Annotated in this window: 15 protein-coding genes; 12 read left to right on the top strand and 3 right to left on the bottom strand. The window is 28.1% G+C overall.

Annotated features, from left to right (window positions below; translation table 11 throughout):
* The first annotated feature begins 2 nt into the window (after positions 1 to 2).
* From ACFYH6_RS12805 to ACFYH6_RS12785, 5 genes are all read left to right on the top strand, one after another.
* Complete coding sequence (locus ACFYH6_RS12805) at positions 3 to 1550, top strand: glycoside hydrolase family 43 protein (RefSeq protein WP_416178796.1); 1548 nt, start codon at positions 3 to 5, stop codon at positions 1548 to 1550.
* Positions 1551 to 1570: 20 nt separating this feature from the next.
* Positions 1571 to 3436 carry a sialate O-acetylesterase gene (locus tag ACFYH6_RS12800; protein WP_416178795.1) on the top strand — a complete coding sequence of 622 codons (1866 nt, stop codon included), beginning with the start codon at positions 1571 to 1573 and terminating at the stop codon, positions 3434 to 3436.
* Between the two features lie 66 nt (positions 3437 to 3502).
* Positions 3503 to 5293 (top strand): sensor histidine kinase, encoded by a 1791-nt coding sequence (locus tag ACFYH6_RS12795; protein ID WP_416178794.1) that lies wholly within the window; start codon positions 3503 to 3505, stop codon positions 5291 to 5293.
* Complete coding sequence (locus ACFYH6_RS12790; RefSeq protein ID WP_416178793.1) at positions 5290 to 6885, top strand: response regulator transcription factor; 1596 nt, start codon at positions 5290 to 5292, stop codon at positions 6883 to 6885. The genes ACFYH6_RS12795 and ACFYH6_RS12790 overlap by 4 nt, the downstream gene beginning before the upstream one ends.
* A 61-nt stretch (positions 6886 to 6946) precedes the next feature.
* Positions 6947 to 9076: a glycoside hydrolase family 3 C-terminal domain-containing protein gene (locus ACFYH6_RS12785; RefSeq protein WP_416178792.1), complete on the top strand. Its 2130-nt coding sequence runs from the start codon at positions 6947 to 6949 to the stop codon at positions 9074 to 9076.
* Positions 9077 to 9193: 117 nt separating this feature from the next.
* On the opposite strand, the gene ACFYH6_RS12780 is transcribed toward ACFYH6_RS12785, so the two are convergent.
* A complete protein-coding gene (locus tag ACFYH6_RS12780; RefSeq protein ID WP_416178791.1) occupies positions 9194 to 11098 on the bottom strand; it encodes an NAD(+) synthase in 1905 nt (634 codons plus the stop codon).
* A gap of 280 nt (positions 11099 to 11378) precedes the next feature.
* Here ACFYH6_RS12780 and ACFYH6_RS12775 point away from each other — a divergent pair, with 280 nt between their 5' ends.
* The 6 genes from ACFYH6_RS12775 (at position 11379) to ACFYH6_RS12750 (ending at position 15893) form a co-directional block, all read left to right on the top strand.
* Complete coding sequence (locus ACFYH6_RS12775) at positions 11379 to 11810, top strand: NfeD family protein (RefSeq protein WP_416178790.1); 432 nt, start codon at positions 11379 to 11381, stop codon at positions 11808 to 11810.
* Positions 11811 to 12767 (top strand): SPFH domain-containing protein, encoded by a 957-nt coding sequence (locus ACFYH6_RS12770; protein ID WP_416178789.1) that lies wholly within the window; start codon positions 11811 to 11813, stop codon positions 12765 to 12767.
* Between the two features lie 175 nt (positions 12768 to 12942).
* Positions 12943 to 13770, top strand: coding sequence for a hypothetical protein (locus ACFYH6_RS12765; RefSeq protein ID WP_416178788.1), 828 nt, complete (start codon positions 12943 to 12945; stop codon positions 13768 to 13770).
* Between the two features lie 65 nt (positions 13771 to 13835).
* On the top strand, positions 13836 to 14753 hold the full coding sequence (locus tag ACFYH6_RS12760; RefSeq protein WP_416178787.1) for an amidase domain-containing protein: 918 nt from the start codon (positions 13836 to 13838) through the stop codon (positions 14751 to 14753).
* A gap of 246 nt (positions 14754 to 14999) precedes the next feature.
* On the top strand, positions 15000 to 15455 hold the full coding sequence (gene tnpA / locus ACFYH6_RS12755; RefSeq protein ID WP_416178786.1) for an IS200/IS605 family transposase: 456 nt from the start codon (positions 15000 to 15002) through the stop codon (positions 15453 to 15455).
* Between the two features lie 282 nt (positions 15456 to 15737).
* Complete coding sequence (locus ACFYH6_RS12750; protein WP_316343507.1) at positions 15738 to 15893, top strand: zinc-ribbon domain-containing protein; 156 nt, start codon at positions 15738 to 15740, stop codon at positions 15891 to 15893.
* Between the two features lie 38 nt (positions 15894 to 15931).
* On the opposite strand, the gene ACFYH6_RS12745 is transcribed toward ACFYH6_RS12750, so the two are convergent.
* A complete protein-coding gene (locus tag ACFYH6_RS12745; protein WP_316343508.1) occupies positions 15932 to 16123 on the bottom strand; it encodes a hypothetical protein in 192 nt (63 codons plus the stop codon).
* A gap of 14 nt (positions 16124 to 16137) precedes the next feature.
* A complete protein-coding gene (locus ACFYH6_RS12740; protein WP_316343509.1) occupies positions 16138 to 16326 on the bottom strand; it encodes a hypothetical protein in 189 nt (62 codons plus the stop codon).
* A gap of 302 nt (positions 16327 to 16628) precedes the next feature.
* Between ACFYH6_RS12740 and ACFYH6_RS12735 the strand changes: the two genes are divergently transcribed.
* On the top strand, positions 16629 to 20372 hold the full coding sequence (locus tag ACFYH6_RS12735) for a phosphoribosylformylglycinamidine synthase (protein WP_416178785.1): 3744 nt from the start codon (positions 16629 to 16631) through the stop codon (positions 20370 to 20372).
* The last annotated feature ends 8 nt before the right edge of the window (positions 20373 to 20380 follow it).

Raw genomic sequence — 20380 nt, 5'->3', positions numbered from 1 at the left:
GAATGACTGTATTAATGAAAAACCCTATATTAAAAGGTTTTTATCCTGATCCATCAATATGTAGAGTAGGAGACAATTATTATCTTGTTAATTCTACTTTTTCCTACTTTCCTGGAATTCCAGTTTTTAAAAGTAAGGATTTAGTTAATTGGATGCAAATAGGAAATGTTATTGATAGGGAAAATCAAGTGAATTTTAAGGGAATAGAGCATTCTCAAGGAATATATGCACCTACAATCCGTTATAATAATGGAACATACTATTTAATTACAACTAATATTCCTCATGATGGAAATATTATATTTACGGCTAAAAGTCCAGAAGGACCATGGTCTGATCCTTATAGAATTGAAGGAGCGGAAGGAATCGACCCAAGTCTTTTCTTTGATGATGATGGAAAAGCTTATTATATAGGAACAAGACCTAATAGAAATGGTGCAAAATATAATGGTGATTGGTATATATGGATTCAAGAAATAGATTTAGTAAATATGAAGCTAATAGGGGAAAGTCATGAGCTTTGGAATGGAGCCATGAGAAATGTTATTTGGCCAGAAGGACCTCATTTATATAAGATAGAAGGCTATTATTATTTAATGATAGCCGAGGGGGGAACTGGCCCAGATCATTGTATTACTATTGCAAGAAGCAAATCCATTTATGGAGAATACGAAAATAATCCTAAGAATCCAATAATTACACATAGGCATTTAGGAAAAGATTATTCTATTAAGCATGTAGGACATGGTGATTTAGTAAGTACTGAAGAGGGTGAATGGTTTATTGTAATGCTTGCTAGTAGGCAAGTTGATGAATATTGTAATATAGGAAGAGAAACATTTTTGGCTAAGGTAGATTGGGAAGACGGATGGCCAATTATTAATAAAGGAAAGGGAATATTACAATTAGAACAAGAAATTTCAACTAATGAATTTAAATTAGAGAACAAAGAAAAATGTTATCATTTCTATGGAGATAAATTAGATGAAAGATTTTTATTTTTAAGAAATCCAAGTAGTAATTTATATTCTTTAAAAGATAGAAAAGGTGCATTAAGATTGTATTTGAAAGAAGAAAATATAAATGAATTAGGAAATCCTGCATATCTAGGAGTGAGACAAGAAGAATATAAGTTTTTAGTATCAACAATGATGGAATTTAATCATAAAAAAGAATATGAGAGTGCAGGTCTAGCAATAATTCAAAACAATATCTATAATTTAAGATTTGAGTATTCTATGATAAACAAAGATAAAGTTCTTAGAATTGTTGCATGTAGAGAGGGTAGAGAAGAAGTAGTAAATAAAGTATTCTTAGATAGTAGTAATGTAGCACTTAAAATAATTAGTAGAGATAACAATTTAGATTTCTATTATAGCACTGATGGTATAAAATATTATTTATTAGAAGAAGGTTTTGATACTAGATATTTAAGTACAGAAGTAGCAGGTGGATTTGTTGGCTGCACTATAGGTATGTTTGCAACAAGTAATGGAAATAGAAGTGAAAACTATGCTGATTTTTTATGGTTTGAATACAGTAATATATAATTAAGAAAGGATATATGGCTATGAAGGGTATTGAGTTATCTAGTATATTAAGTAGTGGGATGGTTCTTCAACGTGGAGACAAGACTAAAATTTATGGAAAAGCAGAGAATAATATAAAAATAGAAGTAGAATTTTTAAATGAGAAATATGAAACAACTTCAGACAATGAAGGAAATTGGTCAGTTTTACTATGTAATTTAGAAGCTGGTGGACCATATACAATGACTATAAGAGGTAACGAAGAGTTAATTGTTGATGATATTTTAATTGGAGATGTATGGTTATGTAGTGGGCAATCTAATATGGAATTACCAATAGAAAGAGTAATGGATTTGTATGAAAATGAATTAGAAGATTGCTATAATAACAATATAAGACAATTTTTAGCTAGCAAGAATAATAACCTTCAAGGAAAACAAGAAGATTTAGAAGATGGAAATTGGAAGGCTGTAACTAAGGAGTCTGTGCTAGAGTTTAGTGCAGTGGGATATTTTTTTGCAAAGGAATTATATAATAGATATAAAGTTCCAATAGGATTAATTTCAACTGCTGTTGGAGGAACTCCTATAGATTCTTGGATTAGTGAAGAAGGACTAAAAAGTTTTCATAGATTTGATGAATTAATTACAAATTGCAAGGATAGTAACTATGTAAAAAGCAAACAAAAAGAAGATGATGACAGAATAAATTCTTGGTTTATAGAGAGAGACTTAAAGGACGAAGGAATAAATAAGTGGAACTTAGAAGACTTAGATGATGAAAATTGGGATGAATTTGTAATTCCAGGGATGTGGAGAGATACAGTTTTAAATAATTTAAATGGAACAGTATGGTTTAGAAAAGAATTTTATGTACCTAAAGATTTATCAACAAGAGAAGCTAATCTTTATTTAGGAAATATTTTAGATGCTGATGAAGCATATATAAATGGAACTTTAGTTGGAAGAACTGAATATAGATATCCACCTAGAAAATATTTTGTAAATAAGGATATTTTAAAAGAAGGAAAGAATGTAATAGCATTAAGAGTTACAAGTTGTACAAGTATAGGTGGCTTTATTGGAGATAAGCCATACAAGTTAGTATTTGATAATGAAGAAATTGAATTATCAGGTGGATGGAAATATAAGATAGGTTGTGAAATGAAGGCTAATTTTGATAGAACTCACTTTGAATATATGCCTACTGGTTTCTATAACTCTGCTATTTATCCATTAAGGAATTATGCAATATCAGGGGTATTATGGTACCAAGGAGAGTCTAATACAGGATATCCAGATGATTATGAAGATTTATTTGAAGTCTTAGTAAAAGAGTGGAGAAATAATTGGAATATAGGAGATTTTCCTTTTCTATATGTGCAATTAGCTAATTATTCTGATCCATCAAATCCTTCAAAGGATATTGATTGGGCTAGATTAAGAGAAGCACAAAGGAGAGGATTAAATATATCTAATACTGGTATGGCTGTTATAATGGATATTGGAGAAAATAATGAGCTTCATCCATTTAATAAGAAAGAAGTTGGAAGAAGATTAGCTTTATTAGCTATTAATAAATATTATGGTGAAGATATAGTCTGTAATGGACCATTATATAAAGAAATGAAGAAGAAAAATAGTAAAATAAATATATATTTCCATAATAATAAAAGTGAATTACTAAGTATAAGAGGTGATTTAAATAACTTTGAAATATGTGGAGAAGACAATATATATTACAAAGCTAGTGGTAATATAAAAGAAGATTATATAGAAGTTTGGAGTAAGAAAGTTGATAATCCTAAAGCTGTAAGATATGCATATAAAAATGGACCAAAGGATATAAATTTATATAATAAAGAAGGATTACCAGCTTCACCATTTACTACAGAAGAAGTCTTTTAAATTATTTTATATTTAGAATTCTATAAATAATAATCTGATTATAGTATAAGGATAAAGGGTAAGAAAATGAAGAGTAGATATTCATTAAATAATTATAGTATTAAATATAAATTGATTATAATTTATATTTTTTGTGTACTAGTTCCCATGATTATTACAAATAGTTTAATGCTGTATACAGTAAGAAGTAATGAGAAAAAGGAGCAAAGAATAAATATTGATCATGTAGTAGATAGGGTAACTTTTAATTTAAATGCTGTTATAGAAGAATGTATGATGCTAAGTAATCATATAAATTCGGATGAAGATTTAAATAATATAATAACAAGCGAGTATAAATTTCCAGTTGATTACTATGATAAATATTATAACTTATTAAAGAATACTGCAATAAAAGATTACTATAATCCTCAACATATATATAGAATTAATATTTTTGTTGATAATGATACTATAATAAACAGTGCAAATATATCTAAATTAACATCAGAAGTAAAAGATAAAGAATGGTATAAGCAATATCATAGAAATAATGAAAGTAATACTATAACAGTTGAATATGATGAAGAAAGGAAAATTTTTGCAGACAATAAAGCCTGTAGAATTATTAGCATTGTAAGAAAATTAGATTATTTTAAAGATGGAAGAGAAAAAATCGTTAAAATTGATATAAATTACGAAGCCTTATTAAGTAATATATTAAATGAGCAAATGAATGAGAGTTTATATATAGTAAGTGATGATTTAATATTATTATCTAATAAGGGGATATATTCTTCTAAAGAAGATTTTAAAAAAATTGACATCATAAATATGGATAACGTTTTGGTTCATGAAAAAATAAAATTAAAAGAATCAAAAAATGATTGGGATATTATTTTTACAGATGAAAAAGAAAGTTTATTTTTAAATCTAAAAGATTCAAGAAAACTATTTTACTTATTAATTATTTTCAATTTAATTTTACCAACAATCATAATAAGTTTAATTTCTAGGTCTCTAGAAAATAGAGTTAAACTTATTAATACTTATTTAGGCAAAGTAGAAAACGAAGAGTTTTATGTAATAGAAAGTATAGATGGAAATGACGAAATCAGTAGTTTAATGAAAAGCTATAACTTAATGGTTTTAAAGATTAAAGAATTAATAGAAGTAGTTTTTAAAGAAGATGCAGAGAAAAAAATTCTGCAACTATCAAAAAAACAAGCTGAATTAAAAGCATTACAAAGTCAGATTAACCCTCACTTTATGTTTAATACTTTAGAAACTATAAGAATGAGAAGTCTTATTAAAAAAGAAGATGAGACAGCTGAAATAATAGAGAAGCTTTCTATTCTTCTTAGAAGAACAATAAATTGGGGTAATGATAATATCACAATTGAAGAAGAAATGATGTTTGTCAATAACTACATCGATATTCAAAAGTATAGATTTGGAGATAAGTTATCTTATAATTACTATATTAGCGAAGAATGTAAAAATTATACAGTACCTAAGTTATCCTTAGTTACCTTTGTTGAGAATTCTTGTGTTCATGGAATAGAAAGAATATCTTATAATGCTGGTATTAGTGTCTCTATTTTTAGTGATGAAGATTACTTATATATGGAGATTTCTGATACTGGGGAGGGAATAACAAAGGAAATATTAGATAAGATAAGAAATAGTATAGATAATTTTAATTTTGATTCATTAAATGAAGAAAAGAGTATAGGTATTTTTAATGCTTATTTAAGAATGAAGATGTACTTTAATAATAATATAAGTTTTGAAATTGATAGTGAAGAGGGTGAAGGAACAGACATTACAATAAAAATATCTATAGATGAATTTCAAAAAAGGGAGAGAATATTATGATTAAAACTTTAATAGTAGATGATGAACCTTTTATAAGACAAGGGCTAAGGGTTTTAATTGATTGGGAAAAATATGGATATGAAATTGTAGATGAAGCTGAAAATGGAATAAAAGCTATAGAAAAAATCAAAGAAAAGGAAATTGATTTAGTAATAACAGATATAAAGATGCCAGAAATGGATGGTCTTGAACTTATAAAATATGTATCTGAGAATATAAAAAGAAAAATAAATTATATAGTTTTAAGCGGATATTGTGAATTTGAATATGCTAGAAAAGCAATAAAGTATAATGTGCAAGATTATATATTAAAACCAATACAAAGAGAGGAGCTTATTAGCTCACTAGGGAAAATACAAGAAAAATATATTGAAGTGAATCTGGAAAATGAAGAAAGAGAAAATAATGAAAAAATTATTTATGCTAAATATATAAGTGATTTAATCTCTGGAAGATATGATAAAAAAAGTGTTAATTATATAAAACAAAAACTTTATCATAAAAGTGAAATTAGGTATATAAATATAGAGGTTAACTATAATGATGATAAATGCTTAAATATGTCTAATGAAGAAAAAAGACTAGGACAGCATAAATTATATAAAAAAATATTAGAGTGGTTAGATAAAGATTCTTATAATGCTATATTTGATGTTACTAATGACAAAGATTGCTATGATGTTGGATTTATATATGAAAAGAGATTATCAAGAGAGAAATGCCTTAATGAAAAAGATTATATATCAAATCTAATTAATTATATAAGGGAAGGATATAAGTATGATTTTTTCATTTATATAGGACAAAGTGTTAATAGAATTGAAGATCTAGAAATATCATATAAATCAGCTATTATAGCAAAAATGCTTTCAAACTTTTCTATGGATAGCAAGATATTATACTATGATGATGTTATGAATAATCCTAAAACATATACCATTGAAAAAAAGTATATGGATAACTTAATTAGAGCAATTGAGGAAAATTCTACAGAAGATATAATGAGTTGCGTAGATAATTTTTATAATAGTTTTAAAAATCACTATATTGATTTAGAAATTATATCAATAAATATTAACTACTTATTATGCAATCTTATAAGTATAGCTAAGAATATAGATGAAAACGTTAATCAAGAGCAAATAGCCCAATATATAAGTTTAGGTATATTTAGCGGAAATATGAGTAGAGGAAGTGCTAAGCATTTAAAACAATTTTCTATAGAATTTTCAAATTACTTAGTACAGCTCAGACAAAATAATTCTCAGGGAATATTAGATCATATTAATAAAGAGATATCAGAGCATTATATGGATAAGTTAAGCTTAAAAACATTGGGAGAAAAATATTATATTAATAGTGCATATTTAGGACAAGTATTTAAGAAACAATATAATATGAGTTTTAAGGATTATTTAAATGCTTATAGAATTGATAGAGCTGAAGAATTATTAATGAATAGCAATGATAAAATATATAAAATTTCAGAACAAGTAGGCTATAACAATACTGATTACTTTATAAATAAGTTTGTACAGCTAAAAGGAAAGACCCCTCTGCAGTATAGAAAAAAGAAAAAAGTTGAAGTTTAGAATTGAAATTTTTTTATATATATCACTTTGAAGATATATATAAGAAAATAGGAGAAATGGTATGAAAAAAGGTAACAGAATAACTCATAAAGAAGCTTTAGAAAAAGCAAAAGAATTAGTAGGAAAAATGACATTACAAGAAAAGGCATCACAATTAACTTATAATGCAGCACCAATAGATCATTTAAATATTCCAAGATATAATTGGTGGAATGAGGGTTTACATGGAGTAGCTAGAGCTGGTACAGCAACTATATTTCCACAAGCAATTGGACTAGCTGCCATCTTTGATGATAAATTATTAGAGGAAATAGCAGGTGTTATTTCTACAGAAGCACGTGCAAAATATAATGAAAATTCTAAAAAAGATGATAGAGATATTTATAAGGGAATAACATTATGGTCACCCAATATTAATATATTTAGAGATCCTAGATGGGGACGTGGGCATGAAACATATGGAGAAGATCCATATTTAACTTCTAGACTTGGTGTTGCATTTATTAATGGACTTCAAGGAGATGGAAAGTATTTAAAGACAGCTGCTTGTGCAAAGCACTTTGCAGTTCATAGTGGTCCAGAAGCTTTGAGGCATGAATTTAATGCAGTTGTAAATGATAAAGATTTATATGAAACATATTTACCAGCTTTTGAAGCAGCAGTAAAAGAAGCTGATGTAGAATCTGTAATGGGAGCTTATAACCGTACAAATGGAGAGCCTTGTTGCGGAAGTAAATTGTTATTAAAGGATATATTAAGAGAAAGTTGGGACTTTAAAGGAAATGTAGTTTCAGATTGCTGGGCAATAGCAGATTTTCATTTATATCATAATGTAACAAGCACAGCTATAGAATCAGCAGCATTAGCTATTAAAAATGGATGTGATTTAAATTGTGGTAATATATATCTTCAATTATTACTAGCATATAAAGAAGGTTTAGTTACAGAAGAAGATATAACAATAGCAGCAGAAAGATTAATGGCCACAAGAATTAGACTTGGAATGTTTGATGAAGATTGCGAATTTGATAATATACCTTATGAAGTAAATGACTGTAAGGAACATAATGAATTATCATTAGAAGCTTCAAGAAAATCTATAGTACTATTGAAGAATAATGGCATATTACCATTAAATAGAGACAAATTAAAATCTATTGCAGTAATAGGGCCAAATGCAAATAGTGAAATAATGCTTAAAGGAAATTATTCAGGAACTGCTTCAAAATATATTACAATTTTAGAGGGTATTCATGAAGTTGCGGGAGATGATATTAGAGTATATTATTCAGAAGGATGTCATTTATATAAAAATAGTATTTCAGGATTGTCTGAGGCTGATGATAGGTTAGCAGAAGCTATAACTGTTGCAGAGAGAGCTGATGTTGCTATACTTTGTTTAGGTTTAGATCCAACTATTGAAGGAGAACAAGGAGATGCAGGAAATAGTGAAGCAGCAGGAGATAAATCAAGTTTAAATTTACCAGGAAGGCAACAAAAGTTATTAGAAAAAATTATTGATACAGGAACTCCTGTAATATTAATAGTTGGTGGAGGCAGTGCATTAACTTTTAATGGTGCAGAAGAAAAATGTGCAGCTATATTAGATGTTTGGTATCCAGGAAGTCGTGGAGGAAGAGCACTATCTGATTTATTATTTGGAAAGTATTCACCAAGTGGTAAATTGCCAGTAACCTTCTATAAAAATACAGAAGATCTTCCAGAGTTTACTGATTACTCAATGAAGGGAAGAACCTATAGATATGTTGAATCAGAAGTCTTATATCCATTTGGTTATGGATTAACTTACTCAAAGGTAGAATTAAACAATTTACATTTAGAAGAAATTAATAATGATTTTGAAACTATTAATGTAAGCATAGACATCAAAAATGCTGGAGACTATGATACCGATGAAGTAGTTCAATGCTATTTAAAAGACTTAGAATCTAAATACGCAGTTTTACACCATAGCCTAGTTGGATTTAAACGCATAAATTTAAGAAAAGGCGAAAGTAAAACTGTGAACTTTAAACTGAGAAGAAGAGAGTTTGAAGTAGTAAATGATGAAGGAAATAGAATACTAGACAGCAAAAGATTTAAACTCTTTGTTGGTATATCACAACCGGATGAAAGAAGCATAGAATTAACCGAAACTATACCTCTAGAAAAAATAATTGAATTACAATAATTTAGAAAAACTAAATAACCTATTATTAAAATAATAATTTCATTTAACTCAATTTATGTTTATAAAAAGAATCACGATATTAGCAGTGCCGAAGCATATCGTGATTCTTTTTATTATTTACTTAAAAGAGTTAAATGAGGCATCGGAAGGCATTCGCCAATCACCACGAGGACTAAGTGAAATACTACCTACCTTTGGACCATCTGGTAATGCACTTCTTTTAAATTGTTGAGTGAAAAATCTATAAATAAATTTATCTAGCCATTTTTGAATATCTTCTTTACTATAATCATTTTTAAAGGCTTCTTCTGCTAAAAACTTAATTCTTTCTTTAGAAGAACCATTTTTTATAAAATGATATAAGAAGAAATCATGCAATTCATAAGGACCAACTATATCTTCTGTCTTTTGAGAAATTTCTCCCTTATCATCTTTTGGAAGTAACTCAGGACTAACAGGGGTATCTAATATATCTAATAATGTTTCAGAAACCTCATTAGAAGATTCCTTTTCAGCTACATATCTAACTAAATATCTAACTAGAGTTTTTGGAATAGATGGATTAACAGAATACATACTCATATGGTCTCCATTATAAGTACACCATCCAAGGGCAAGCTCTGAAAGATCTCCAGTTCCAATAAGTAAGCCACCTTCTTTATTAGCTAAGTCCATAAGTATTTGAGTTCTTTCCCTTGCTTGAACATTTTCATAAGTTACATCATGTATTTCTTTATCGTGACCTATATCTTCAAAGTGTTGCAGAGCTGCTTTTACTATATTAATTTCTCTTAAATCACAACCAAGTTCCTTACATAAAGTTAAAGCATTATTATATGTTCTATCTGTAGTACCAAAACCAGGCATTGTTATTGTAACTATATTTTTATTATCAATACCTAAAAGCTTAAAGGTTTTTACAACTACAAGTAATGCTAAAGTAGAATCTAGACCTCCAGATATACCTATAACTGCTTTTTTCAGGTTAGTATGCTCCATTCTTTTAGCTAGAGCAGCAGCTTGAATACTAAATATTTCTTTACATCTTTCTTCTCTTTGCTTAGCATTAGCAGGAACAAAAGGATGTTTATCTATATATCTATCAAAATTGCTTAATTTATTTTCTTTATAGTTAAAATTAATTACATTTGCATCAAAAGGAAGAATTCTTGAAGCATCTCTAAAACTTATATTTTTAAGTCTTTCACTATTTAGTCTAAATACATCTATAAATGAATAAATCACTTCATTATCCCTTTGAAATCTTTCATTTTCTTTAAGCATAGTTCCATTTTCAGCAATTAACATATGTCCACTAAATAATAGGTCTGTTGTAGATTCATGAACTCCAGCAGAAGAATAAATATAAGCAGACATACATCTAGCACTTTGATTTGAAATTAAGGATTCTCTATAATCCTTTTTACTTACTAATTCATTAGAAGCAGATAAATTTCCTATAATATTTGCACCTAATAGGGAAAGATAAGAACTTGGAGGAATAGTAACCCAAAGATCTTCACAAACTTCAAATCCAAAGGAATACTTTCCAGAATTAAAAATTAAGTTAGTTCCAAAAGGAACATCTTTTTCAAAATCAAAATCAACCTTTTCATCTATTATTCCAAGGCCTTCACTAAACCAACGTTTTTCGTAGAATTCACTATAATTTGGAATATATGATTTGGGAACTATTCCAAGTAATTTTCCATTAAATATTATGTAAGCACAGTTAAATAATGAATTCTTAAAGGTCAAAGGAGCACCTACAGCTATTAGCATATCTAAGTTCGAACTTTTTTCTATTATTTTAGAAATAGCAAAATTAGCTTTTTCTAGAAGATTATATTGCATAAATAAATCTCCGCAACTATAAGAAGTAACACATAGCTCTGGAAATACAATTGCCTTAGCTTCATTTTTATATGCATCCTCAAGGCATAGAAGGATATTTTCTAAATTATATTCAACATCTGCAACACGTGTAATAGGACATGCAGCAGCAACTTTTATAAAGTCCATAAAATCTCTCCAATCTAAATATTAATAATAATATTTTAACTCTTTTTAGATAATAAATTCAAAACCAACTATTTAAATAATAAAAGGAAAACTATAGAAAATCAATGATAACAGAAGAAAAGAAATAAAAACTACAAATAAAGAGTTATAATTACCATATAAAAAGATAAAATAAATATTGTAAAGGGTTAAAAAGTATAATATAATAGAAATATAAATCAATTAATTCCAAATTTTTTCTAAAAAATGATATAATAATATTAAAAGGAGGGGGAAGAGTATGAGTGCAGTAATTTTTTGGATTATTATTGCAGCGGTAGCAATTATAATAGATATAGCGACAAGTAACTTTCTATTTGCTTGGTTTACTATAGGAGCAATTGCAGCTATGATAGCAGATCTTTTTGGTATAAGCTTTGGTGTTCAAGTTATTATTTTCTTAGTAATTAATTTAATAACAGTATCATTTGGTTATCCTTGGGCAAAAAAGAAATTCAAAAAATCAGTTAAAAGAACACCTTTGATGGAAGAAACCTACATTGGAAGACGAATGAAAGCAGAGGAAGACATAATAGAAAGAGCAAAAGTTAAAGTGGATGGAATTTATTGGACTGTAGTAAATACGGGAGAAAAAATTAAATCTGGAGAAAACTTTAAGATAATAGGTATTGAGGGGATTAAGTTAATTATAAAAAAAGAGGAGGAAATTTAAATGGATAGAATAATAGGACTTGTTATAGCAGGAGTATTAATATTTTTTGTTTTAATTATAATTTTATCATCAATAAAGATTGTAAATACAGGATACTTATATGTAGTGGAAAGATTTGGTCAATACCATAAAACATTAGAACCAGGATGGCATTTTATGATTCCATTTGTAGACTTTGTTAGAAAAAAGGTTTCAACAAAGCAACAAATTTTAGATGTACCACCACAATCAGTTATTACTAAGGACAATGTTAAAATATCAGTTGACAACGTTATTTTCTATAAGCTTTTAAATGCAAAAGATGCAGTATATAATATAGAAGATTTTAGATCAGGTATAGTATATTCAGCAACAACTAATATGAGAAATATTTTAGGTAATATGAGCTTAGATGAAATTTTATCAGGTAGAGATAAGATTAACCAAGATCTTTTAAGTATAATAGATGAAGTTACTGATGCATATGGAATAAAGATACTATCAGTTGAAATTAAGAATATAATTCCACCAACAGAAATTCAAGAAGCAATGGAAAAGCAAATGAAGGCTGAGAGAAATAAAAGAGCTATGATTCTTGAAGCAGAAGGACAAAGACAATCTCAAATTGAAAAGGCTGAAGGGGAAAAGAGATCTAAGATACTTGCAGCAGAAGCTGAAAAGGAAGCTAACATCAGAAGAGCTGAAGGTTTAAAAGAATCTCAATTACTTGAAGCAGAAGGTAAGGCAAAGGCAATAGAAGAAATTAGTATTGCAGAAGCAGAAGCTATAAGAAAGGTTAATACAGCAATATTAGAATCTGGAACTAACGAAACTGTTATAGCATTAAAGCAAGTTGAAGCTCTTAAGGAAATGGCTAATAACCCAGCTAATAAGCTTATATTACCAAATGAAACATTATCTTCCCTTGGAAGTATAGCTGCAATTGGAGAAATGTTAAAAGGAAACAAGGAAGTTTAATAAATATTTTATATGGAGCTATTTAATTAGCTCCATATTAAAATTCAAATCATTGATGTAATTTTAAAAAATTACTAAAAATATTCATTTGATATGCTCCTTAAGGAGTTTTTTCTTTGAATTTATATTATATTAGAATTTTAAAATATATATTTTATGGGAAAGGGATGAGAGTATGTATAAGTATAGGAAACATTTAAGAGGAACATTTTTAAATTATTTTATTGCATTAGTTATATTTGCAAGCTTTGTCTTTTTAAGTACTTATGCCATTATAATGTCAGAAGTATCACAGATTAGTCCAATAGACCTTTTGGTTGTATTTTTTATAATACTATGTATATTTATAGTATTACTTTTAGAATTAACCCTAATATATTATTTATTTTTGAGAAGGTTTAAATATATTAATGTGACATTAACTGAAGAAGCAGTAATATATAATAAGAAAAATAAGAAAATAATAATACCTTATGATGACATCGTATCTATAAGTTATCCATCTATTAAATATGCTGGAGGCTGGATGAAAATTAAGTATAGTAAGGGAAAAATTCGATTAACTGTAGCCCTTGAAAATATAGGGGATTTTATGTATCAGTTAAAAGAAATATTAGATAAGAATGGGAAAAGTAGCGTATACAATGAAAAGAAGAGCTTTAGCTTCTTTAAAACAGCATCTTTTGCTGATGAAAGTTGGGAAAGAATAGATGAAAATATTAAGTTTATTGTAGCTATGGAATATTTATCGCTGATAATAACTATTTTATTTGCATATTTAGGCGTATTTAATAATAGTTCTACTGGTATTGCAGTAAGTATATTTGCACCTATTCTTGGATATCTTATTTCTGAAATAATTATAGGTATAATGGCTCGTAAAAGAATAGTTAATAGAGAATTTAAAATTATACCTAGAGACCCAAGTAAAGAGAAAAAGATTATGAGAATATCTGTTATAATATCTACTATATTATTTATACTACTAATGATTTCAATTTAAGTGTTATAAATTTAATTTTATTTCAAAAGATATAATATATTGAAATTTATATGGAGAAATAAAATATGAAAATTATAACGAGAAATATAAAAATAAAATTATTAATAATAGTTTTGACTTTAATATTAACTAAAATTAGTTATAACAACTATGCTTTAGCAAATGTTAAAGATAATGACTATAATAGGGAATTAGCTAGAGAATATGCACTTAAATGGGCAACTTCTCATAATAAAGATTATTATAACTATATCAATGATGGAGGTGATTGTACTAATTTTGTTTCTCAAGTTTTAAGAGCTGGAGGGATGGAGTTTATAGGCAATAAGAAAAATGCAACAAGTATTAATTCTTGGTTTTATTACTCAGCTGATTTACCTAATAGAACCTCCACATGGACTTCAGCAAAGGCTTTCAATTTGCACTTTGGAAAAGAGTTTAAAAGGGCATATAAATATAGAGAATATACAATTGATGATGCCTTAAGAAATTGGAATAATATTAATTCTAGCATTTACATAGGAGATATAGTTCAATATTCTCGACCTAACAATATAGCTTTTCATTCTCAAGCAATTACAGATATATTAGATAATGAAACTATATACTTTAGTCAACATTCTAATACCATTGAGAATTTCTATAAGAATGGCAATTTAAAGTATTATTTATTAGGAAAACCTAATGATTATAATTTTTTAATATATAATATTAAAGAAGAAAAAAATATGAACTATGAAATGAGAAAGAATCCAATAACAATAGAAGAAGATTATAATAATGAGTTAAGAATTGCTTTAGAAATTGTTAAATTAAGTCTTGAAGATACAAGGTTTGATAATAAAGATTATAGAAACATAGATACAGAGAATTTTATAAATAAAATGAAAAATAAAATTACAGGTATTGAGTTAGAGATGAATATGAGGTCTAAGTCTTCTAGAGAATTACTAGAATTATTAATGGATAGAAATGAAATATAAAAATAATATTTTAATTTTTTAGAATATTAAATGATAAATTTGATAAGAATAAAAATGACCCTAAAGGGTTACGTAGGTTTCTTTTGCTGGTAGTTTTAAACTACCAGTATTTTTGTATTTAGAATACCCCGCGTTAGACGTGGGGTTCAAAAGAGCTTATAGCTTTGGGCACAATAAAAAAACTCCTTCTGATATAATAAAAATGCGGTCTGGCAACTGCATTAATATCAGAAGGAGGACATTCAAATGAATGATGTACATAGTTTATCACATACGAAGTGGAACTGCAAATATCATATAGTATTTGCACCGAAATATAGAAGAAAAGTATTTTATGAAGAAAAAAGATTAGAGGTAGGAGCAATATTAAGACAATTGTGCAATTGGAAAGGGGTAAATATAATAGAAGCAGAAGTATGTATCGATCATGTACATATGCTTGTAGAAATACCACATAAAATGAGTGTATCAAGCTTTATGGGATATTTAAAGGGAAAAAGTAGTTTGATGATATTTGAAAAGTGGGGAAATATTAAATATAAATATAGAAATAGGGAGTTTTGGTGCAGAGGATATTACGTTGATACAGTTGGAAAAAATACAAAAAAGATAAGAGAATATATAGCACATCAATTGGAAGAAGATAAATTGTCAGAGCAATTAACGATGGAATATGCAGACCCGTTTACGGGTGCCAAGTAAACTAATAGCATGTGCCAGGCCGAACATACGCCTTTAGGCGTGGCTAGTAAAAAAGGGCTATGCCCGAAAATGCAAAACCACCGGCTAGGCCGGTGGATTTTTATTTGCTTTTTTTTAAAATATATTTAAATTTTTATGGATTTATAGAATAAAATATGATATTATAGAAAAGTAGTCAATTTGACTAAAAATATTTTATTTAAAGATTTTTGATAGATAATGATATTCTCCGTTATAGAGATTAATATTACTATAATAGTCTTTAAAATGGAGGGTTTAAAAATGGAAGATAAGAAGATATTATGTAAAGATTGTGGATCAGAATTCGTATTCACAGTTGGAGAACAAGAATTCTACAAAGAAAAAGGATTTGACAACGAACCAGTAAGATGTCCTGCTTGTAGAAAAGCTAGAAAAGCTCAAAACAACAGAAGATAGTTAATTAGACTGTAGGGTGACCTACAGTCTTTATTATTTTACTTATATCCATAAGTAGAAGTTCTAGTTGCATTTATTGCTTTATTTACATTAGCTAATGTATTTTGTAATAATTGTCTATTCTCTTCTTTTTCAACAGTATCAATAGCATCATTTAACAATTCTTGAGCATGATTTATACTACTTAATGCTTCTTTTAACTCATCTTTAGCATTAGGTCTATGTCCCATACAAAACACTCCTTTTAATCTTTATATTTTCTAATAGCATCTTGAGCAGCATCAACAGCACTACTTACAGCTTTAAGGGCTTCATGAATCTCATTTCTGTTATAAGATTCTTCTGAATTTAAGTAGGCAGTATTTAAATGATTCTCACAATTACAAAGTTCTTTTAGTGTAAGATTTAAATTCTCTTTTGCATTTCTATTCATAATTAACACCACCTTTTTAATGTCTTTATTAGTATTAGCAAAAAAATAAAATAAATAGCAACAATAAATAAATTTTTAAAGTTAAAAGTAGGGAAAAAGGAAACAATACATACAAGGAAAACAAGAGTGAAAAAAGAATAATGTTCGTAATATAACGAATTATTTTATAAAATAAAAGGATAATGTTGACATATATCTACTAAAATGCTAATCTTAAAGTGGGAATTACGAAAAATAAAATGTACATACAAAATAATGTTCGTATAAATCAATTCTATTAACTTTGGGGGGTATAAAGATTCATGTTGAGATGTATATTTGTGAAAAAAAAGGATGAGTATGATGTAGAGGGGAAAAGCTTATTAGAAGATTTTAAAAATAACTTAGGAATAAATACATTAAATTCAGTAAAGCTAATTAATAAATATACATTAGGAGAAGTTAAAGAAGAAGATTATAAAAAAGCTCTTCATACTATTTTTTCAGAAAGAACAGTTGATGAACTATATGAAAATAATATTGAAATAGGAGAAGAGGAAATTGCCTTCGCAGTTGAGTATTTACCAGGTCAATATGATCAAAGAGCAGATTCAGCTTCGGAATGCTATTCTATATTAACTTCTGGAGATAAGATAGAAGTTAAGTGGACAAAAATCATAGTATTAAATGGTAATTTATCAGAGTCTGAAGTGGATAAAATAAAAAAATATTATATAAATCCAGTAGATTCAAGAGAAGTTAAAATAGATAATTTAGAATTATATTCTACTCTTCCAAAGCCAAAGGATGTAGAAGTATTAAATGGATTTAGAGATAAAAATGACATAGAAATAGAAAAGCTACATGAAGAAATGGGCTTAGCAATGAGCTTAGAAGATCTTAAGCTTATAAGAAATTATTTCAAACAAGAAGAAAGAGATCCAAGTATTACTGAAATAAGAGTTATAGATACTTATTGGTCAGATCATTGTAGACATACTACCTTTTCTACAGCAATAGAAAGTGTAAATATTGAAGAAGGTCTTTACACATCACCAATAGTAAAGTCATATGAGGAATATTTAAAATCAAGGGACTTTGTATATGGAGAAACAGATAGAGATGAAACTCTTATGGATATAGCAGTTATTACTATGAAGGAAATGAGAAAAAAAGGTCTTTTAGAAGATTTAGATATTTCAGATGAAATAAATGCTTGTTCAATAAAAGTAAATATTGAAACTGATAAGGGAAATGAAGAGTACTTAGTAATGTTTAAGAACGAAACTCATAATCATCCTACAGAAATTGAACCTTTTGGTGGAGCTGCTACATGCCTTGGGGGAGCTATTAGAGATCCTTTATCAGGAAGAACTTATGTATATCAAGCAATGAGAGTTACTGGATGTGCTGATCCAACAGTTAGTATTGAAAAAACATTAAAAGGAAAACTTCCACAAAGAACTATAACCTTAGGAGCTGCTCATGGATATAGCTCTTATGGAAATCAAATAGGTCTTTCTACTGGTCAAGTTTCAGAAATATATCATCCAAATTATGTTGCAAAAAGAATGGAAGTAGGAGCAGTAATAGCAGCAGCACCTATAGAAAATGTAGTTAGAGAAGAACCTAAAGCTGGTGATATTGTAATTCTATTAGGAGGAAGAACTGGTAGGGATGGCTTAGGTGGAGCAACAGGATCTTCCAAGGAACATACTGAAGATTCTATAAATGAATGTGGGGCAGAAGTTCAAAAGGGAAATCCAGTAATAGAGAGAAAAATCCAAAGACTTTTTAGAAATAAAGAAGTAACTACAATGATAAAAAGATGTAATGACTTTGGAGCTGGTGGAGTATCGGTAGCAATTGGAGAATTAACAAGAGGTCTAGATATTGATTTAGACAAGGTTCCAAAGAAATATGAAGGCTTAGATGGAACTGAAATTGCAATTTCTGAATCTCAAGAGAGAATGGCAGTTGTTATATCCAGTGATAATAAAGAAAAATTTATTGAATTATCCAATAAAGAAAATTTAGAAGCAGTACAAGTAGCTGTTGTTACTGATTCTGATAGACTTAAGATGTTCTGGAGAGGTAAAAATATAGTAGATTTAAAAAGAGAATTTTTAGATACAAATGGGGCAAGACAAGTAACTAATGTAAAAGTTAAATCACCAGAAAAATATCCATTCACTATTAATGATAATTTGAATGTAAAAGAAGAATGGATTAATACGCTGAAAAAATTAAATGTTTCATCACAACAAGGACTTGTAGAAAGATTTGATTCCACTATTGGAGCAGGCACAGTACTTATGCCCTTTGGAGGAAAGTATCAAAAAACACCAGCAGAAGGAATGGCAGCAAAGATTCCAGTATTAAAGGGAGAAAGCAAAGATGCAACATTAATGACATACGGATTTAATCCTGAAATGGGAATGTGGAGTCCATACCATATGGCATATTATTCAGTAATTGAAGCTATAACAAAGCTTTCAGCTATGGGTGGGAATTATAAAAAGGCAAGACTTACACTTCAAGAGTATTTTGAGAGATTAGGAAAAAATGAAATTAAGTGGGGAAAACCATTTGCAGCTTTACTTGGGGCATATCAAGCACAAATGGATTTAGGAATACCAGCTATTGGAGGCAAGGATTCTATGTCAGGTACCTTTGGGGATTTAGATGTACCTCCATCACTAGTAGCCTTTGCTGTAGATGTGGAAAAGGCAAAAGATATAATTTCTCCAGAATTTAAAAATGCTGATTCAAAAATAGTTTTATTAATTGCAGAGAAAAATGAAGAGATGACATTAAAGGTTAAAGGCTTTAAAAATAACTTAGAAAGACTTTATAAGTTAATTAAAGAAGGAAAAGTTATTTCAGCATCATCAATTAAATTTGGTGGTATAGCAGAAGCTTTAACTAAGATGTCTTTAGGGAATAGAATTGGGGTAGAAATTGAAAATTTAAACAAGGAAGAACTATTTGGCTTTAACTATGGTAGTTTAGTTTTAGAAGTTAAAAATGAAGTTGATATAGATAAGGAATTTAAGGATTGCGCTTATAAAGCAATAGGTAAAACAATTAAAAATGGGGCTATAATTTTTAAAAAATATGATATTAACTTTGACATTAATGTATTAGAAGAAATATTAGAAGAAAAATTATCTAATGTATTTAAAATAAAAACAGAAGAAAAGAATGAAAGTATTGAATTAAATTTATTTGAAAGAAAAGAAATAAAGAAGCCTATTATTAAGTTAGCTAAACCAAAAGTATTTATACCAGTATTTCCAGGCACAAATTGTGAATATGATAGTTCTAGAGCTTTCAGAAAAGAAGGAGCAGAGGTAACAGAGCTTATTTTTAATAATATGAATAAGGAATCTTTAAATGAATCTATTTTAAAGATGGAAGAAATAATAAGAAAAAGTCAAATTATAATGCTACCTGGGGGATTTTCAGCAGGTGATGAACCAGATGGATCAGGTAAATTTATAGCTAATGTATTTAGAAATGAAAGAATTAAAGATGCTGTAATGGACTTACTAAAAAATAGAGATGGATTAATGTTAGGAATATGCAATGGATTCCAAGCTTTAATTAAACTTGGATTAGTTCCTTATGGAGAAATAGTTGATATTGAAGAGGGGATGGCAACCCTAACTTATAATGAAATTAATAGGCATATGAGCTCAATAATAAGAACAAAAATTACTTCCAATAAATCACCTTGGTTTAGTGAAGTTAATATAGGAGATATACATTCCATTGCTATTTCTCATGGAGAAGGAAGATTTGTAGCACAAAAAGAAATATTAGAGAAACTAAGTAAAAATGGTCAAATAGCAACTCAATATGTAGATTTAAATGGAAATATATCTATGGACATGCCTTATAATCCAAATGGCTCAATGTTAGCTATAGAAGGAATAACAAGTCCAGATGGAAGAATTCTTGGTAAAATGGGACATTCAGAAAGAATAGGAGAAGACTTATATAAAAATATACCAGGAAACTTTGATCAAAAGATATTTAAAGCAGGAGTGAATTATTACAGATAATGCATTAA

Origin of the sequence: Clostridium sp. HCS.1, from assembly GCF_047900555.1 — a bacterium.
Classification (GTDB): Bacteria; Bacillota; Clostridia; order Clostridiales; family Clostridiaceae; genus Clostridium.
This window is presented reverse-complemented; position numbering and strand designations above follow the sequence as displayed.

What these genes read in the sequence shown, in the direction of transcription:
- ACFYH6_RS12750 (WP_316343507.1), top strand. Translation starts at nt 15,738, where the DNA reads ATGGAAGATAAGAAGATATTATGTAAAGATTGTGGATCAGAATTCGTA.
- ACFYH6_RS12770 (WP_416178789.1), top strand. Translation starts at nt 11,811, where the DNA reads ATGGATAGAATAATAGGACTTGTTATAGCAGGAGTATTAATATTTTTT.
- ACFYH6_RS12780 (WP_416178791.1), bottom strand. Translation starts at nt 11,098, where the DNA reads ATGGACTTTATAAAAGTTGCTGCTGCATGTCCTATTACACGTGTTGCA.
- ACFYH6_RS12765 (WP_416178788.1), top strand. Translation starts at nt 12,943, where the DNA reads ATGTATAAGTATAGGAAACATTTAAGAGGAACATTTTTAAATTATTTT.
- ACFYH6_RS12735 (WP_416178785.1), top strand. Translation starts at nt 16,629, where the DNA reads ATGTTGAGATGTATATTTGTGAAAAAAAAGGATGAGTATGATGTAGAG.
- ACFYH6_RS12740 (WP_316343509.1), bottom strand. Translation starts at nt 16,326, where the DNA reads ATGAATAGAAATGCAAAAGAGAATTTAAATCTTACACTAAAAGAACTT.
- ACFYH6_RS12795 (WP_416178794.1), top strand. Translation starts at nt 3,503, where the DNA reads ATGAAGAGTAGATATTCATTAAATAATTATAGTATTAAATATAAATTG.
- ACFYH6_RS12760 (WP_416178787.1), top strand. Translation starts at nt 13,836, where the DNA reads ATGAAAATTATAACGAGAAATATAAAAATAAAATTATTAATAATAGTT.
- tnpA (WP_416178786.1), top strand. Translation starts at nt 15,000, where the DNA reads ATGAATGATGTACATAGTTTATCACATACGAAGTGGAACTGCAAATAT.
- ACFYH6_RS12805 (WP_416178796.1), top strand. Translation starts at nt 3, where the DNA reads ATGACTGTATTAATGAAAAACCCTATATTAAAAGGTTTTTATCCTGAT.
- ACFYH6_RS12745 (WP_316343508.1), bottom strand. Translation starts at nt 16,123, where the DNA reads ATGGGACATAGACCTAATGCTAAAGATGAGTTAAAAGAAGCATTAAGT.
- ACFYH6_RS12790 (WP_416178793.1), top strand. Translation starts at nt 5,290, where the DNA reads ATGATTAAAACTTTAATAGTAGATGATGAACCTTTTATAAGACAAGGG.
- ACFYH6_RS12800 (WP_416178795.1), top strand. Translation starts at nt 1,571, where the DNA reads ATGAAGGGTATTGAGTTATCTAGTATATTAAGTAGTGGGATGGTTCTT.
- ACFYH6_RS12775 (WP_416178790.1), top strand. Translation starts at nt 11,379, where the DNA reads ATGAGTGCAGTAATTTTTTGGATTATTATTGCAGCGGTAGCAATTATA.
- ACFYH6_RS12785 (WP_416178792.1), top strand. Translation starts at nt 6,947, where the DNA reads ATGAAAAAAGGTAACAGAATAACTCATAAAGAAGCTTTAGAAAAAGCA.